Source organism: uncultured Mailhella sp. (assembly GCF_944324995.1).
Taxonomy (GTDB): Bacteria; Desulfobacterota; Desulfovibrionia; order Desulfovibrionales; family Desulfovibrionaceae; genus Mailhella.
In genome coordinates, this window is sequence record NZ_CALUYL010000025.1 from 17,710 (window position 1) to 35,219 (window position 17,510).

Sequence of the window (17,510 nt, forward strand, 5' to 3'; positions counted from 1 at the left end):
GACGAGACTACCAGATTATACAACGCTCTTCAACAGTTTTTCCGGACGAGTCCGAACCCGAGAAACATCGCCGTGCGCCGAGTCCTGCGCCTTCCGCAGAGCTTCAACATTGTTGCCGAATTTCACGATGCACAGCTTGTTTCAGCACTGTCCGCCGCGCGGAAAACGGCGCAGGTTGCCGCGCCCCGTCGCAGGGCCGCCGCCGGAAGGGATGGCCGCATCGTCGAACCCTTCCCCGCCCGCGCGGAGGACAGGAACAACACCGTCCGGCGCGCTCCCAGGACGCCCGCCGTCTGCCCGACATCGTCCCGCGGCAACGCCGTGGCCGCTCTCCCCGCCCCTCGGCAGCATTCCGCGCCGCAGCGCATAAAAAAGGGAAGAAGCGCGCCTCCGCCCTTCTTCCCCGTTTATTCGTTCCGTCCGATCCGCGGACGGGCCGCTTTACGCCTTCTGCGCGCGGTCTTTCAAAATGGCGTCCACCACATGATCGGCATAGCGTTCGTACACCTTTTCTCCGGTTTCCGCCGTGGCCGCCCGCGGATCGCCGAGATAGGCCAGCACCGCCCCGCAGCCGATGAAGTCGTTGCCCGCGGCCAGCCTTTCGGCAAAAAATTCGCCTTCCCAGTTGGGTTCCAAGGTCTGAAGCATGTCCATGTCCACAAGGTCGGGACGACGATTGAGCATGAGCGCGGTTTCGCTCTCCCCGGCGTGAATATCCCATTCCGGATGTTCACAGCGCAGAAGCTCCCCGATCCCCGAGCCGAGCAGCCAGTCGGAAACCTCAACGCGCATGGACGGATTGCGCTTCACGGCGTTTTCCGCCGCCTCCTTCAGCGCCTCGATGTTGCGCGGCTCCGCATGACCGCACATGAGAATCACATGCGTGAAGCCCCATTTGCCGAGTCCCACGCACACGTCTTCCACCACGGCCACCACGGTTTCGTAACGCAGCGTGATGTTGCCGACAAAACAGTTCACCGCGTCGGCCAGGGCATAGTTCACGGGCGGCGCAATCAGAGTTTCCACGCCGCGTTCGGCAAGCTTCCGGGCCGCGCGTTCGCACACGTCGATGGCGCTTTCGATGTCGGTTCCCACGGGAAGGTGCTGGGAATGCACTTCCGTGGGCCCCACAGGCAGAAAGGCGATATCCGTTTTCCGGGCAAGTTCCTGAATCTGCCGGGTGTTCATCTCATACATATAATTCAGCTTCATGTTTCCTCCACGCGGCGATGTTTCCGCCAGCAAAAATGTTTTATGACAAATTTTCTTTATACACTCTTCATTTTTCTGATCGTTTCTGATCATAAAGTAGTAACAATATCACATCTTTTACAGCAATATTTATCAATAAATAACTATAATAATTTATATAATATTAATACAAATTGTCCAATATTATTCTTTTATTAATAAATAATTTTATAATTAATTTATAATTAAATTAGTTCTGAATTCATAACAACAAGATATTTAGCATTTTTTTGATATTTATTTTCAAGTTCAGCTCTATCAATATGCGAACATATATTCAAAAAACAGCTTTCCTCATCCAATATTTCCAAAGCTACAGGAAGAGCTACCATGAACTTGTGAAGATAGCTGTTTGGATCTTTTTTTAAACGATAAATTTGAATAGCATCAGAAGTAGGAATAGAATTAAATAATTTATGAGTATAACTTTTAATAATTGTTTCCAGTTTAGCAAATAATGCCTGATAGCGTTTAATTATATCATAAATATTTTTACTTTTTAATAAATATGCAGAAAAAATATGACATTGCATCGTAGAACACAATATCTTAATTAAAAAAGAGCAAGCTTTTTCATCTGCCAATATTTTTTCTACCGGCATATTTTCAAAATAATTTTCAATGTCTGCACTACAGTTTCTAGCGTGTTTGAGAGCATCTTCATAATCTTTTTCCTGATAGGATGCACATGCCCGATAATACTCTTTTGCAAGATTAACTATATTTGATACATGCAGCAAATTAACAATATTTTTTATTTCATCAAGTGATTTTTGTACAATATCAATCTGCTTTTGTATATTAGCAATCTGACTACCTATATATACGAATCCAGCCATACATATCATAGATACACCGGCAAGCCCTCCCATTGTCAAAATTTGCATGCGTTCTACGCCTGCCAACTGGGCTCCAAGATCCTCTAAACCTTTTGACAGTTCTTCAATTTTATCTGTTGCATCGACTTCTTTAAGAAAGCAAACTATCTTTCCTGTACTAGTTTCACGTATTACTCCACCAACTTGACTAAGAACTCCAGTAGCCAGCCCCTGTTTTATCTGTTCAGGAAGCTCAAAATATACAGATATTATAGACATAGTTACTCTTCCGATTCTAGCTGTAATCTAATCATTGCAATACTGACAACTGAGGGAATCGTTTTTCGATATGCTGGTCCTGCGATATCAACCAAAAGCCATATTCCCATCAAAATATTCACAACTGGAATAAGCATTCCTAAAATAGTTCTAGTCCCCTGGATCACTGCCTGACGAGTAAGCATACTTCCCAGAACTTTTAATACTACTTGTTGTGTTGCTTTTATACCTATTTTAGATATAAGTATTGGTACAATATTACCCCCAAGCTTAAGAAGATTAATAAGAGATTTAGGATTTACAGCTATATCTTTTAATTTATGTATATTATTAATTATATCATCTCGTTCTTGTTCTGATAAATTTTTCCAAAAATCTTCAATTAACTTTCCTATAATCATTATTTCATTCTTTTGCATATTATTCTTATCAATATTCTCATCTTTTACACCAATTTTTTCTGCAACATCCCTCACAACTTCATCATAATGTACAGGTGTCCAACCACGAAAAATAGAAGCTATTGTATTTGATCCATCCAGACAAATTTCTTTTAACAAATCTTCTGGTGTATATTTATTATGTCTTTTATAAAGATCTTCAAGTAATATATAACACTCTAAGTTTTTATTGTTTGCCTTTTTCAATAATTCAAGAGTTTCTTTATCGTCTATTACAGACATATCGTCACTCCCAATAAAAAATTAAAAAATTCTAAAAATTTCAATGTGCTATAACAACTAATTGAATTATATCACAAAGTTATATATAGTCAATTCAGTGTTAAAAAAGTGATAAAAATATATTATGCAAACATTATTCTCAAATTCGATAGATAAAAAAAACTACATTAAACGACGAAAGGCCGGGGAAACCCGGCCTTTCAGATCCGCTCACCCTATCGGAGCGGGGCAAAAACATCCCAAATGCTACTTATTTTGGGCTTTGAGCTGTTCTTTGACGTAGTTGACCATGCCGCCCTTGTCGATGAGGGTCTGCATCATGGGCGAGAGGGGGGGAATACGGATTTCCGCGCCGTTGTCGAGGTCGCGGATGGTTCCGTGTTCGGGGCTGATTTCGAGGGTATCGCCGTCGTTGATCTTATCGACTTCGTCGCCGACTTCGAGGAGCATGAGGCCCATGTTGAAGGCGTTGCGGTAAAAGATACGGGCGAAGCTGTGGCCGACCACGGCGCGGATGCCTGCGCCGATGATGGCGAGGGGCGCGTGTTCACGGGAGGAACCGCAGCCGAAGTTGCGGCCCGCCACGATGATGTCGCCTTCGTGGACGCGCTTGACCCAGCCGGGTTCGAGGCCTTCCATGCAGGCTTCGCCGAGCTTGCGGGTATCGGTGGTGACGAGGAAACGGGCCGGGATGATGGCGTCGGTATCAATATGCGCGCCGACCTTATGAACTTTTCCGGTAAAGGACATGGATGACTCCTGTATTTCCCTTTCGCGCAGGGCGCAAAAGGCGCGGGGCACGCCCGCAGATATGCATGCAGGGCGGCTTTTTCCGAACGCGCCGGAAAGAGCCGCCGCGGGGCGCGGATTACAGCGCGTCGGGCCCGGTGATGACGCCGGTCACGGCGGAAGCGGCCGCCACGACGGGGCTTGCGAGGTAGAGTTCCGACTCCAGGCTGCCCATGCGGCCGCGGAAATTGCGGTTCGAGGTGGAAATGCAGCGCTCGCCGTCGCCGAGCACGCCCATGTAGCCGCCAAGGCACGGGCCGCAGGTGGGAGTGCTGATTACGCAGCCTGCGTCCGAGAACACGTCGAAGAGGCCTTCGTCCATGGCCTGACGCCACACGGCGGGCGTGGCGGGAATCACGATGCAGCGCACGCCCTTAGCCACCTTGCGGCCGCGCAGAATCTCGGCCGCGTCGCGCATGTCGGAGATGCGGCCGTTGGTGCAGGAACCGATGACCACCTGATCCACGGTCACGTCGGAAAGTTCGGAGACCGGACGCGTGTTTTCCGGCAGATGCGGGCAGGCCACCACGGGTTCCATGCCGGTGACGTCCATGGTCACCGTGCGCTCGTATTCGGCGCCCTCGTCGGCGGCAAGACGCATGGGATCGGGCGTGCCGTGGGCGCGGCAGTATTCGGCGGTCAGATCGTCGGAGGGGAAGAGGCCGCATTTGCCGCCCGCTTCAATGGCCATGTTGGCCATGCACAGACGCCCTTCAATATCCACGTCCTTGAGCGCGGAGCCGCCGAATTCCAGCGCGCGGTAGAGCGCGCCGTCCACGCCGATTTCGCCGATGAGGCGCAGAATGAGATCCTTGCCGCGAATCCAGCGGGGCATCGAACCTTCAATGTTCACCCGGATGGTGGCAGGCACCTTGAACCACAGCTTGCCGAGCACCATGCCGCAGGCGATGTCCGTGGAACCGAGACCCGTGGAAAACGCGCCGATGCCGCCGTAGGTGCAGGTATGGCTGTCCGCCCCGATGACGAGATCGCCGGGCTTGACGAGGCCCTTTTCGGGCAGGAGCGCATGTTCCACGCCCGCGCAGCCGCCTTCGTAGTAATGGGTGATGCCCATTTCCCTGGCAAAGCGACGGGACACGATGACCTGATTGGCCGAGGCGATGTCCTTCTGCGGGGTGTAGTGATCCATCACCAGAAACACGCGATCCTTGTCGAACACCTTCTTGGCGCCCATGGCGCGGAAGGATTTAATGGCCAGAGGGCCGGTGATGTCGTTGGCGAGCACGCCGGAAAGCGAACATTCCACGATCTGACCCGGTTCGCGAATCTCTTCGTCGGTGTGCATCTGAAGTATTTTCTGGGCAAGCGTCATTGCCATGATTCCATCTCCAGGAAAAAATGCGATTTGCGTTTCGCCCCTGCGGGGAAACGGGCGCTCTCCCTGCGCGGCGGCGGGGGCGCAATGTTGTGTGCGCTCTGCACCGACGCTTCGCGCGGCAGGGCGCGAGGCAGCCTTCGTCAGAACGCGGGCTCTGCAAACCCGCGCCCCGCTCCGAATCATCGTTGCGGGGCGCTCCGGAATGACCGGCCGTGAGCTTAGTCGACGGGGTTCTGCTTGTAGCTGATGACGTCCTTTTCCTTGTGTTCAAGGCGGTTCAGGGCGTCCACGTAGGCCTTGGCGCTCGCCACGATGATGTCGAGGTCGGAGCCGCGGCCCGTGGCGGAATACTTGCCGTCACGCAGATGCACGGACACTTCGCCCTGGGCGTCGGTGCCGCCGGTGATGGCGTTCACGGAGAACTTTTCGAGTTCGGCCTTGGTGCCGCAGATCTGGGAAATCACGTTGAAGGCCGCGTCGATGGGGCCGACGCCGAAGCCCGCCAGACGCACTTCGTTGTCGCGATCCTGCATGACCACGGCCGCGGTGGTGGGCATGGTGGAACCCATGGTGGTCTGCACGCAGATGTTGCTCAGACGGAAGCGATCCGGAATGCGCATGCGGTACACTTCGGAGAAGACGAGGGCTTCGAGGTCTTCGTCGTGAATGCGGGCCTTCTTGTCGGCAAGTTCCTTCATGGCGGCGAACACGGCGTTGACCTGATCGTTGTCGAGCGTGTATCCGAGCTCCTCAAGACGGGTGCGCACGGCGTTGCGGCCGGAATGCTTGCCGATGACGATGTCGGTGGACTTGCGGCCCACGGCCTGCGGGGTCATGATTTCGTAGGTGTTGCGGTTCTTGAGCATGCCGTCCTGATGGATGCCGGATTCATGGGCAAAGGCGTTGCTGCCGATGATGGCCTTGTTGGCCGGAATGGGACGGCCGATGATGAGCGAAAGCAGATGGCAGGACGGATAAAGCTGTTCGGTGACGATGGAGCATTCCACGCCGTAGTATTCGGGACGGAGCTTGAGCGCCATGACGAATTCTTCGAGGGAGGCGTTGCCCGCGCGTTCGCCGATGCCGCTGAGGCACAGTTCGGCCTGACGCGCGCCGTTCTTGACGGCGGCAAGGCTGTTGGCCACGGCCAGACCGAGGTCGTCGTGGCAGTGAACGCTGAAGATGGCCTTGTCGGAATTGGGCACGTTCTGGATGACGTAGCGGATGAGCGCGCCGAATTCGTCGGGCTGGGCGAAGCCCACGGTGTCGGGAATGTTGATGGTGGTGGCGCCGGCTTCAATGGCGGCGGTCACGATGCGCACGAGGAAGTCGGGATCGGAGCGGGAAGCGTCTTCGGCGGAAAATTCCACGTTGGGAGTGTAGGAAGCGGCGCGCTTCACGGCGGCGACGGCGAGATCCACGACTTCGTCGGGAGTCTTGCGCAGCTTGTATTCCATGTGAATGGGGGAAGTGGCGATGAAGGTGTGGATGCGCGGATTGCGGGCGAACTTCACGGCTTCCCAGGCGCGGTCGATATCCTTGGCGTTGGCGCGGGCAAGGCCGGCGACCTGCGCGTTCTCCACGCTCTGGGCAATGGCCTTCACGGCCTCGAAGTCGCCTTCGCTGGCCGCGGGGAAGCCCGCCTCGATGACGTCGACGCCCAGCATTTCCAGCTGACGGGCGATGCGGATCTTTTCACTGAGATCCATGGTGGCGCCGGGGGACTGTTCCCCGTCGCGGAGCGTGGTATCGAAAATAATGACGCGGTCGGACATGGTTTTCTCCTTGCGTTTTCAGGCCGTTATCCCGCGGCCTGCGGCGTTTCATCCCTGGGCCCCCGCCACTCGGCGGAGGCTATAAAAAAGGCTGCTCCGACTTCCGACGGAACAGCCTTTTGCCTGTCATTCGTCAGAAATCACGATATATCCGGGCACAGCAGCAGACCGGACAGTCGTCCACAAAGAAGAGCGCACAGCAGCAGAGAAGAAGCGAAGCGAACTTCGTTCTTCGGAAGAGCAGCGGCGGCATTGCGGACGTTCATCATGATTTCCTTTTCGCCTTTTCGGCGTCTTTTTTGGAAGAGTACGAAATGCGGATGCTTTTTTCAAGAAAAAATGTGAAGGAAGAGAAAAAAATCCGTTGCGGCGTCGGAAAAGCCCGGCATCAAGGAGAAAAGTTTCCGACAGAGAAGCGCTTCCGCACACGTCTTTTGCCTGCGGCCGGAGCGCCTCAGGCTCGACGCGCACGCATCGACAGTCTCTGCCCGGTGAGCGCAGCGATTCATCCCCGGCTTGCGGAGCGCGGCCCTGCCGAAAAACGGCGGATTCTGCGCCCTCCCGGAGAAAACGCGCCCTGCCCTATCCCTTTTCCGCGAGCTCCCGGGCCTTGCGGTAGTCGAACTTGCCCGAGCCCAGAAGCGGAGCCTGCTTCACGCTCACGATGCGCTTCGGCGTCCACAGCGGCGAGAGGCCGCGGCTGGCAAAGTGCGCCGCAATGCGGCTCGTGGTCACGTCTTCCGTGTCGATGACGAGCGCGAGCTGCTCGCCCTTGCGCGGATCGGGTATGGCCACCACACCGAGCACCGATTCGGGCCAGATTTCCTTGAGCGCGTCCTCCACGGCGGCAAGCGACACCATTTCGCCGCCTATCTTGGCAAAGCGCTTGGCGCGGCCCCGGATGAAGATGAAGCCGTCCTCGTCCATGTGAACGATGTCGCCGGTTTCGTACCAGCCCGAGCCGTCGTCGCCCTCGCCTGTGAGCGCAAAGCGTTCGGCAAGCGCTTCGTCCACGGGCGGTTCCAGCACGCCCGGCGCGGCAAAGCGCATGTAGCCGAGCATGACGTTGTCGCCCTTCACCCACAGAACGCCGGTATTCTCTTCCGTAATGCCGGGCACGGGCGCAAGGCGGCAGGCAAGGCCGGGAATGGGCCGCCCCACGCTCCCCTCCCTGCGGTAGGCGGGCGTGTTCACGGAAATGAGAGGCGCGGTTTCCGTGGCTCCGTAGCCCTCGAAAAGATCCACGCCGAACTTCTCAAGCCACACGCGGCGCGTGCTCTCGCGCATTTTTTCCGCGCCTATGATGACAAGCCGCGCGTGACAGAAGTCGTAGGGGCGGCCGTAGCGCGCGTAGCCCGCGCAGAAGGTGTCCGTGCCGCAGATGATGGTGGACTGGCTCTCGTAAAAGAGCCTGGGCACGATGCGGTAGTGAAGCGGCGAAGGATAGAGGAACACCCGCACGCCGGCGAGCACGGGCAGCAGCGTACAGATGCCGAGCCCGAAGGCGTGGAACATGGGCAGGCAGTTGAACAGCTTGTCGCCGGAGCCGATGGTGAGCATGCTGAGCGCCTGATAGCGGTTGGCGATGATGTTCACGTGACTGAGCAGCACGGCCTTGGGCACGCCTTCGGTGCCCGAGGTGAACATGACCGCGGCCGGATCGTCGGCCGGGGTGGACGGCGCCACGCGCAGCCACGCAAAAAGCGCGCCGAGGGCCTTGTCGCCGAGGGTGAGCCTTTTGGCCACGTCTTCAAGGTACACGATGCGCAGCCCCGCATCCTTGAGCGCCTGTTCCATGGCCGTGAGATCGGCAAGGGCCAGAAAGCGGCGCGAGGTGAGCACGGACGAAAGCTTGACCGTGCGGCAGCAGGACACCACCGAGGATATGCCCGACGTGAAGTTGAGCATGGCCGGCACGAGCCCCGCCGAATGCAGACCGAAGAAGGCCACAAGTCCGGGCAGGGACGTGGGCAGAAGAAAGCCCACGGTGCTCTCGCCCCGGAACAGACGCCGGAAGGCGCGGCCGAGCACCGAGAGCTTGAGCAGGAGCGAGCCGTAGGTGAGCACGTGCCTGTCCTGATCTTCGGCAATGGGGAAGCGGCGACCGGAAAGGCGGACGGCCTCCACGAGCCCCTGCATGAGATTGCAGTGTTCCATGCTCGAGCGGTACTCAAGTTCGGTCATGATGTCGTAAAGGCGCTCGCCCATGCGGCGGCGACGCTCCCGCGGCGTCACGCCTTCCGCGGAACGGAACTTCTGCACTTCGAGCACGCTCACGGTGACGCGCGGAAACCAGCGGCGGCGGCCCTTGTGGCGCAGATAGGAAAACACGGTGCTCGACGCCCCGTCGATGCGCACAGGCAGGAGGGTGGCGTCGGCCTTTTGGGCAATGACGCCCGCAGCCTCCAGAATGCGGATGTAGCGCGGATCGTTGCCGAGACTGCCGCTGTGAAACACCATGCAGCGGCCGTTTCTGGCCAGCGCGTGAACCAGCGACACCGTGGCCGCGGGACTGGAAAAATCAAAGAACTGCGTGTCGGCGAGCGCGCAGACCGGACGCATCCACCACTTGTGTTCGAGCGCCCTGTCGGCGAGCAGCGTGACGCGATGCGGCAGCACGGCGGCCAGAATCAGCGGATCGAGAATGGATCCGGGGTTGTAGATGATGAGCGTGCGCGGACCGGCGGCATCGTAGTGCTCGCGGCCGCGCAGCTCCACGCGGTAGATGATTCTGAGAAGAAATCGGACTAAGGCTCCAAGCATGCGGGCTCCTGGATTCTTCGGCACGTTCGTTCCGCCGGACGTCGCTCCGGCACATTCTTGTCATCATGCCCAAAGGCGCGGCCTTTGTCGAGAGCGGTCATCGTCCGGCGGGGAATCCGGAGCCGTCCGTTCTTGCGGATCGTGCATAAATATGGTAATGAATCCCCCCATGTTCGACTCAAGCATTGCAGCAAAGATATCGTATCTGGCCGTGGCGTTCGTGCCCGTGCTTCTGGGCATCATTCTGCACGAAGTGGCCCACGGCTGGGCCGCCCTGCGCTGCGGCGATCCTACGGCGCGCATGCTCGGCCGTCTCACGCTCAATCCCATCCCGCACATCGATCCCGCAGGCACGGGCATGTTCGTGTTCACGGCCCTGTTCTGCCCCTTCGTGTTCGGATGGGCCAAGCCCGTGCCCGTGAATCCGCGCTACTTCCGCGACTACCGCAAGGGCATGCTGCTTGTTTCCGCCGCAGGCCCCCTCGCCAACATGGTGCTCGCCATGGTCTTTGCCGTGTGCCTGCGCCTTCTGCTCTTCGCTCCTTCAGAATTTCTCATCGGCACTTCCGCGGGCAAGTTCCTGCTCCAGATGTTCCAGACGGGCATCGCCGCCAACTTCGCCCTTGCGTGGATCAATCTTCTGCCCATCCCTCCGCTCGACGGAGGACACATTCTGGAAACCCTGCTCCCCGGGCAGATCGCTCTTCAGTTCCAGCGCGTGGAGCGCTACGGTTTTCTCCTGCTCGTGCTGCTGCTTGCCAGCGGCGTACTGAGCTCCCTTCTCATGACTCTCGTCCGATGGTCGTGGAACCTCGCGCTTACGGCCGTGGGTCTTTGAGTTCTTCACCTTCACTTTTCTCATTTATCTCATCAGGAGACACGCCATGACGGCGAACGATCGCACAGTTTCAGGCATGCGGCCCACCGGGCCTCTTCACATCGGTCACTATTTCGGAGCCCTCAAGAACTGGGTCGAAATGCAGAAGACCCACGAGGCCTTCTTCTTCGTGGCCGACTGGCATGCCCTGACCAGCAACTACGCCGATACTTCCAAGCTTCCGCAGTTCGTCAACGACATGGTCGTCGACTGGCTCTCCGCCGGTCTCGACCCCGAACACTGCGCCATTTATCGCCAGTCCGACATCAAGGAAACCGCGGAACTGCATCTGCTGCTTTCCATGATCACCCCGCTCGGCTGGCTGGAACGCTGCCCCACCTACAAGGAACAGCAGCAGCAGATCACCGACAAGGATCTCGGCAACTACGGCTTCCTCGGCTATCCCGTGCTCATGACCGCGGACATCATTCAGCATCGTCCTCGCTGGGTTCCCGTGGGACAGGATCAGCAGCCCCACCTCGAACTCGCCCGCGAAATCGTGCGCCGGTTCAACACCATGTACAACACGGAAGTCTTCCCCGAACCCGAAGCCAAGCTCACCCCGGCCGCCAAGTGCCCCGGCCTCGACGGCCGCAAGATGTCCAAGAGCTACGGCAACGGCATCTTCCTGAAAGACACGCTCGCCGACCTTGAACCCAAGATCAAGGGCATGTTCACCGACCCGGCCCGCCTGCGCAAGAGCGATCCCGGCAACCCCGACGTGTGCAACCTCTTCCCCTACCACGTGCTGCTCGCCGACAAGGACACGCAGAACGAAGTGCGCGAAGCCTGCACCCACGCCACCATGGGCTGCGTGGCCTGCAAGAAAATCTTCATGAAGAATCTGCAGAACTTCCTCGAACCGCTGCATGAACGCCGCGAAGCCATTCTCGCCAAGCCCGGCCTCGTGCAGGAAATACTTGCAGACGGCGGAAAAAAGGCCAGAATGTCCATCAACGCCACCATGGAACTGGTGCGCGCCGCCATGCACATGGACTGATCCGCACGAAGGCCGACGCCTTCGCATAGATATCCGGAGTGCGGAAGACCGGGTCTTCCGCACTCCGCCCGTTTTCGGGGCCGGGCAGGAGACAACGCTTTCCCCGCCGCATGACGTTTCCGCCATCCTGCCGGAAACGCAGAAAAATCCGGGGAGCTCTCTGCGGCAGAACGGCGACGCCATGACGTCGCCGGAACATCGCCGGGAAAGCCGCTTCCCGGCGCTCGCAGGCGAACGCCCGCCGGTGCGCAGGAATCCGCGCACGGCAAGAAGGACGCGCCGCCCCGGCCTCCGGCAGTGCTCCGAAGGCGAACGCCGCGCAGGCCAAGCCTCCGCCCGTGAGCGCGTCCGGCATCTGCCGCAGAAGCGAGCGCCGCAACGCGCCGACTTTGCCGCGCAACGAAGGGTTCGGGCTTCGCCCGCGCAGAGCGGCGAAGAAATGCGCAGGAAGGCATGCCCGAAGCGCGCAGAGGGCCCGGTCAAGGCGCAAGGGACGGAGCCGACGCCCCCAATCCGCCGCGCAGGAGCCCCGCAGAATTTCGGCCGAGGCCGAGGGGCAACATGTGTCATCCGCAGAAGCCGGGCGTCCACCCCGCTCGAACCGGGCGTGAGCCCCCGCGCAGGATGACGAATATTTCTCAGGGCGCTTTGCATCGCCGCCCGCGCGGCCCTGCGGAAGAAGCGCCCGTTGCCGGAACGCGGCCGACGAGAAGCGCCGGACGAAAGACCGGCTCCCCGGACAGCGCTCCCTTTCGGGAGCCGCCGTGCGGGACAAGCCTTCAGTGAGGAACCATGCAGCCTGCCTTCGACATTCAAAAAACGCAGCGCACGATTGTTGTCCGGGCCTCGGGCTCCTGGTCGAGGCAGGACGTGGCCGCCGCTCCCCGAACGCCCGAAGCCATGATTGCCGCGGCCCTCGACGCCTTCGACGACGCCGACGCCGTGCGTTTTCTTGCCGACGTTTCCGCTTGGGACAGCATGCTGCTTGCCGCCTTCAACGCCGTTGCGCAGAAGGCCCGCGCCCGCGGTCTCGCCGTGGACGCCTCGGCCCTGCCGGACGGCATGGGCCCCATGCTCGACATGGCCCTCGCCGTGCCCCCCAGAGACGGCGGCGCAAGGCAGCAGGAACCGGGGCTTCTGGAAATCATCGGCGAAAAAACTCTCGCCTGGCCCGGCATCACGCGCAGCGTGGTGGAATTCGTGGGCGAAGTTTCGCTCAGCATGGCGCGCTTCTTTTCCGGCCGCGCCTCGTGCAGTTCCCGCGATCTCTGGAACGTGCTGCGCGAATGCGGCGTGGACGCCCTGCCCATCGTCACGCTCACCAGCCTGCTGCTCGGCCTCATTCTCGCCTTCGTGAGCTCCATGCAGCTCAAGCTCTTCGGCGCGGAAATCTACGTGGCCTCGCTCGTGGGCGTGTCCATGGTGCGCGTCATGGGGCCGGTGCTCACGGGCATCGTGCTCTCGGGCCGCACGGGCGCGTCGTTCGCCGCCGTCATCGGCAGCATGCAGGTCAACGAAGAAGTGGACGCCCTCACCGGCTTCGGCATTTCCCCCGTCGATTTTCTCGTGCTGCCCCGCGTGCTCGGGCTGGCCGTCATGACGCCCCTGCTCACCCTCTACGCCGACATCGCAGGCATCGCCGGCGGATTCCTCGTGGGCGCGCTCATGCTCGACATCTCCCCCGCCGCCTACATCAGCAACACCCTCCAGTTCATGACCCTCGGCTACGTCTGGACCGGCCTTCTTCACGCCTTCGTGTTCGGCTTCATCATTTCCCTGTGCGGCTGCTATCAGGGCATGCGCTGCGGCCGCAACGCCTCCGCCGTGGGCCGCGCCACCACCGCCGCCGTGGTCAATTCCATCGTGGGCATCATCGTGGCCACGTCCGTCATCACCATCATCCTCACGGTGCTCGACATATGAACTTCGTTCCGGACAACAACGCCGCCGTCACCGCACACAACGTCACCGTGGCCTACGGTTCCCGCGTCATCCAGAGCGGGCTCTCCTTCACCGTAAGAAAGGGCGACATCTTCATCATCATGGGCGGCTCGGGCTGCGGCAAAAGCTCCCTGCTGCGCGTGCTCATGGGCCTCACCCCTCCGGCCGAAGGCTCCGTGTTCTACGGCAAAACCGATTTCTGGGGCGCTCCCGCCGCCGAACGCGAAGCCGTCATGCGCCGCACCGGCGTCATGTTCCAGAGCGGCGCGCTCTGGACTTCCCGCACCCTCGCCGAAAACGTCGCCCTCCCCCTCGAATATTACACCAGCCTTTCCCCCCGCGACATCCGCGCCCTCGCCTCGTTCAAGCTCTCCCTCGTGGGACTCGCGGGCTTTGAAGACTTCTACCCCTCGGAAATAAGCGGCGGCATGAAAAAAAGAGCCGGTCTCGCCCGCGCCCTCGCCCTTGATCCCGACGTGGTCTATTTCGACGAACCTTCCGCCGGTCTTGATCCCGTAAGCGCGGCAAGACTCGACGAACTCATCCTGCAACTTCGGGACACCCTGGGCATGACCGTCATCGTGGTCACCCACGAACTGGCAAGCATCTTCGCCATCGCCAACAATTCCGTGTTCCTGGACGCCAAAACCAAAACCATGACCGCAAGCGGCGATCCGCACGAACTGCTCAAAAGCGGCCCCGACGAAGTGGTGGAATTTCTTACGCGCGGCAAGGGCCGCGTCCGCGGAGGAAATCAATGACGGAACGCAGCACTAAAACTTTCATCGGCGCCTTCGTGCTCGGCGCGCTGGCCCTGCTTGTAGGCTTCATCCTGCTCCTCGGCTCGGGCTCCTTCGGCAACAAGAATCCCACCTTCGTGCTCTACTTCAACACCTCGCTCAAAGGCCTCATTCAGGGCTCGCCCGTGTACTTCAAGGGCATACGCATCGGCAAGGTGAACTCCATCCAGATTCGCCCCGAAATCGGCACCGCCAAGTTCTATACCCCCGTCATCATCGAAATCGAACGCGACAAGGCCATGGCCCTGCTCGAAGACGGCAGCGAAAAGGATCTCTTCGACGATCCCGACATCATGAACCGCCTCATCAAGGCCGGTCTGCGCGGCAAGCTCGGCATCACCAGCATTCTCACCGGGCAGCTCTGCGTCGAGCTCGACATCCTGAGCAACGCCGCCCCCGTGGATCTCGCCTCCCTCGCTCCCTACAAGGGCTCGCCCCAGATTCCCACGCAGCTCTCCTCCCTCGACGCCGCCCTCAGCACCCTCGAAAACATTCCCATTCAGGAAATTCTCTACGACGTGGTAAGCAGCGTGAAAAGCATGAGCGAACAGCTCCGCGACATCGACGCCTCCGGCCTCGTGGCCAGCCTGCGCGAAACCAGCGACTCCATCCGAGAGGAAGTGCGCTCCTTCGGCGCGCTCAGACAAAGCGCCGACTCCACCATGACCGCCTACGCCTCCCTCGCCGGTTCCCTGAAAAAGGATATCCACAACACCCTCGCCGGCGTCAACGCCGCCCTCAGAAGCATCGACAGCCTCGCGTCTTCCTCCGAAGGCGTGGTCCTCGAAGCCCAGAACGCCATGAAAGGCCTGCGCCGCACCGCCGATACCGCAAACAGCCTCTTCAGCGAAGACTCCGCCCCCGTGCTCGAATTCAGCCAGACCATGCTCTCCCTCAGACGCGCCGCCCAGGCCCTCTCGGAACTCGCCACCCTGCTGGAAATCAAGCCCAACGCCCTCATCTTCGGGAGAAACAATTGATGAAACCCTTCCTCTGCGCCCTCGTCCTCGCCCTCGCACTCTCAGGATGCTCGCTCCCCGCGCAGCTCAAATCCTCCCCGACCGTGCGCTACTACGTGCTCTCTTCCCCCCTGCCCGCATCCTCGGCTTCCGACACCGCCAGCATCGGCGTGCTCCCCGTCACCCTGCCCGGATACCTCACCAGACAACAAATCGTCCTGCGCGAGGCCGACGGCGTGAACATCACCATCCATGAATTCGACCGCTGGGGCGAAAGCCTCGGTCAGGGCGTCTCCCGCGTCCTCTGCGACGCCCTCGCCGTCCGCGGCGTCTCCGCCCTCCCCCTCCGCACCGGCGCCAAAGTCGACGATAAACTCATGCTCGATATCCGCAGACTCGACGGCCCCCTCGAAGGCAACGTCACCCTCGACGTCGTCTGGAGACTCCAGAGAGACGGCTCCGTCCTCAACTCCGGCCACCTCGTCAAATCCAGACCCGCCGGCGACTCCATCCAGTCCATGGTCGAAGCCCAGTCCCTCCTCGTCCAGGACCTCGCTTCCCATATCGCCAACGCCCTCAAAAGATAGGAAAGGCTGAAAGGCAGAAAAGACAGGAAAGACAGGAAAAGCAGAAAAGGCAAGAAGACAGGAAAGGCATCGGGGGAGATAATCTCCCCCGAACCCCCATAATTTGCGGGACGACCCCTTCCGGGGCCGTCCCGCAGCATTTTGGGTGTACGTGAAAATTCCCCGCCCGTCGGGTTTGAAATCGTTTTTCCCTGGTCCTGAGCCCTTTTTCCACCCCAAAAATCTTAAAATCCGTAAGAGTGGACAATCCGGCCGCGCGTGCCACAAAATTTTTCAAAGAAATCTGGAAATCCCTTCCTTGCTCACGAGAGCCCCTGCTCCGCCACGTCCCCACGCGGTGCAGTCTGCATTCTGACGTCGCCCGGGGCCCCGGAGCGTTGAGAGAATGCCTTCCGGAGGCACGCCCCCCTTCGCCCTTCGCTTCGGGCATAATCTTCCCGTTCACCCTGTCCTGCCGAAGCAGCTTTAGCTGCGAGGCAGAAACAGGGGGGCGCGGGGGGAATTATTTCCCCCGCATGCCTTTCCTGTCTTCTCTGCCTTTTCTGCCTTTCCTGCCTTTGCGGTTATCCGAAGAGGAGGTGGGTGCCGTTGGCGAGGATTTCGTCGATTTCGTTGTCGGAGAAGCGGGTGCGTTTCTGGAGGGCGTCGATTTCGTCCTGGGGGTCCATGATGGGGTAGTCGGTGCCGAAGACGAGGCGATTGCGGGGGTGTTTTTTCAGGATGGCCTTGAGGGTATCGTCGGAGATTTCCTTCATACAGGAGGAGGTATCCATCCAGACGTCGCGGCCGGCGAGGGCGTCGAGGGCGTAGGACCACTGGCGGAAGCCGCCGAGGTGGGCGGCGACGACGTTGAGGTGGGGGAAGTCGTCGAGGATGGCGGCCATTTTATAGGGGCAGGAGGGATTTTTCTCCGGGGGGAGGCTGTCGCCTATGTGTATCATAAAGATAAAATCCCTCTGTGCTTCCTCGAAGATGGGGTAGAGGCGGGGATCATTGAGCCAGAAGTGCTGGAAATCCGGGTGGAGCTTGATGCCGTGGACGCCCATGGAGCGGAGCCAGTCGAGCTGCTGTTTCCAGTCCGTGCAGTCGGGGTGGATGGAGCCGAAGGCGGTGATGCGCGGATAATTGTGCTGGAGGTAGCCTGCGTAGGCGTTGCAGGGGCGCACCTGGAGGGCGCTCGTGGCGGCGCAGAGGGCCACGCAGTGATCGATGCCCGCGCGGCCTGCGCGCAGGAGCAGGTCGTCCGGGGTGCCTTTGCAGTGACAGAAGAGCTTGTAGTGTTCCGCGAGCTTCATTTTCGCCTTTTCGGCGATGCGCGGATGAAAAACATGAGTATGGCAGTCAACGAACATGAATGAACCCCATCGGCCGGGCGGGCCAAAAATGCGGCGGGAGAAGGCGTTCGTCCGCGTTTTTGGAGGGCGCGCAAAAGCGCGGACGGGCCGCGGGCGGACGTGATTTTCCGCATCGGCGGATGCTAGCCCAAGGCGGGAAGTCTGGCAAGTTCGGACGGTTCCGAAAGAAAAAAAGCGGGGCGCAACTCATTTCAATTCGGCACGATTCTTGCAGAAAAAAGTTCCCGGAGCGGAAAAACCGGCCTGCACATCATTGTCAAAGTCGGCAAGTGGCATTACAAATATAAAAAACGA

The 17,510-nt window shown here is 59.0% G+C and carries 14 protein-coding genes; 6 read left to right on the forward strand and 8 right to left on the reverse strand.

Annotated elements, in window-relative coordinates:
* Window positions 1-441: 441 nt before the first annotated feature.
* The 7 genes from Q0K02_RS10035 to Q0K02_RS10065 all read right to left on the reverse strand — a co-directional run bounded on the left by Q0K02_RS10035 (window position 442) and on the right by Q0K02_RS10065 (window position 9,697).
* Complete coding sequence (locus tag Q0K02_RS10035) at window positions 442-1,212, reverse strand: creatininase family protein (protein WP_294488251.1); 771 nt, start codon at window positions 1,210-1,212, stop codon at window positions 442-444.
* A 224-nt stretch (window positions 1,213-1,436) separates the two neighbouring features.
* Entirely contained in the window at window positions 1,437-2,348 is a 912-nt protein-coding gene (locus Q0K02_RS10040) for a hypothetical protein (protein WP_294488255.1), read from the reverse strand.
* 2 nt (window positions 2,349-2,350) lie between these two features.
* A complete protein-coding gene (locus tag Q0K02_RS10045; protein WP_294488257.1) occupies window positions 2,351-3,031 on the reverse strand; it encodes a hypothetical protein in 681 nt (226 codons plus the stop codon).
* A 246-nt stretch (window positions 3,032-3,277) separates the two neighbouring features.
* Window positions 3,278-3,781 carry a 3-isopropylmalate dehydratase small subunit gene (locus tag Q0K02_RS10050; protein WP_294488260.1) on the reverse strand — a complete coding sequence of 168 codons (504 nt, stop codon included), beginning with the start codon at window positions 3,779-3,781 and terminating at the stop codon, window positions 3,278-3,280.
* Between the two features lie 118 nt (window positions 3,782-3,899).
* The gene (gene leuC, locus Q0K02_RS10055) at window positions 3,900-5,159 is read right to left on the reverse strand and encodes a 3-isopropylmalate dehydratase large subunit (RefSeq protein ID WP_294488261.1); all 1,260 of its coding nucleotides are present in this window, start codon (window positions 5,157-5,159) and stop codon (window positions 3,900-3,902) included.
* A gap of 218 nt (window positions 5,160-5,377) precedes the next feature.
* A complete protein-coding gene (locus Q0K02_RS10060; RefSeq protein WP_294488263.1) occupies window positions 5,378-6,934 on the reverse strand; it encodes a 2-isopropylmalate synthase in 1,557 nt (518 codons plus the stop codon).
* A 582-nt stretch (window positions 6,935-7,516) separates the two neighbouring features.
* On the reverse strand, window positions 7,517-9,697 hold the full coding sequence (locus Q0K02_RS10065; RefSeq protein ID WP_294488266.1) for an AMP-binding protein: 2,181 nt from the start codon (window positions 9,695-9,697) through the stop codon (window positions 7,517-7,519).
* Between the two features lie 151 nt (window positions 9,698-9,848).
* On the opposite strand from Q0K02_RS10065, the gene Q0K02_RS10070 reads away from it, so the two are divergent.
* From Q0K02_RS10070 to Q0K02_RS10095, 6 genes are all read left to right on the forward strand, one after another.
* Window positions 9,849-10,535 carry a site-2 protease family protein gene (locus Q0K02_RS10070; RefSeq protein WP_294488268.1) on the forward strand — a complete coding sequence of 229 codons (687 nt, stop codon included), beginning with the start codon at window positions 9,849-9,851 and terminating at the stop codon, window positions 10,533-10,535.
* Between the two features lie 46 nt (window positions 10,536-10,581).
* Window positions 10,582-11,574 carry a tryptophan--tRNA ligase gene (trpS, locus tag Q0K02_RS10075; RefSeq protein WP_294488272.1) on the forward strand — a complete coding sequence of 331 codons (993 nt, stop codon included), beginning with the start codon at window positions 10,582-10,584 and terminating at the stop codon, window positions 11,572-11,574.
* A gap of 792 nt (window positions 11,575-12,366) precedes the next feature.
* Window positions 12,367-13,497, forward strand: a complete 1,131-nt coding sequence (locus Q0K02_RS10080) for an ABC transporter permease (protein ID WP_294488275.1) — start codon at window positions 12,367-12,369, stop codon at window positions 13,495-13,497.
* The gene (locus Q0K02_RS10085; protein ID WP_294488278.1) at window positions 13,494-14,276 is read left to right on the forward strand and encodes an ATP-binding cassette domain-containing protein; all 783 of its coding nucleotides are present in this window, start codon (window positions 13,494-13,496) and stop codon (window positions 14,274-14,276) included. Before Q0K02_RS10080 ends, Q0K02_RS10085 begins: the two co-directional genes overlap by 4 nt.
* Window positions 14,273-15,295, forward strand: coding sequence for an MlaD family protein (locus Q0K02_RS10090; protein ID WP_294488282.1), 1,023 nt, complete (start codon window positions 14,273-14,275; stop codon window positions 15,293-15,295). Before Q0K02_RS10085 ends, Q0K02_RS10090 begins: the two co-directional genes overlap by 4 nt.
* Window positions 15,295-15,861, forward strand: a complete 567-nt coding sequence (locus Q0K02_RS10095) for a PqiC family protein (RefSeq protein ID WP_294488285.1) — start codon at window positions 15,295-15,297, stop codon at window positions 15,859-15,861. Before Q0K02_RS10090 ends, Q0K02_RS10095 begins: the two co-directional genes overlap by 1 nt.
* A 563-nt stretch (window positions 15,862-16,424) precedes the next feature.
* Here Q0K02_RS10095 and Q0K02_RS10100 read toward each other — a convergent pair.
* Window positions 16,425-17,213 (reverse strand): amidohydrolase family protein, encoded by a 789-nt coding sequence (locus tag Q0K02_RS10100; RefSeq protein ID WP_294488288.1) that lies wholly within the window; start codon window positions 17,211-17,213, stop codon window positions 16,425-16,427.
* Window positions 17,214-17,510 lie beyond the last annotated feature (297 nt).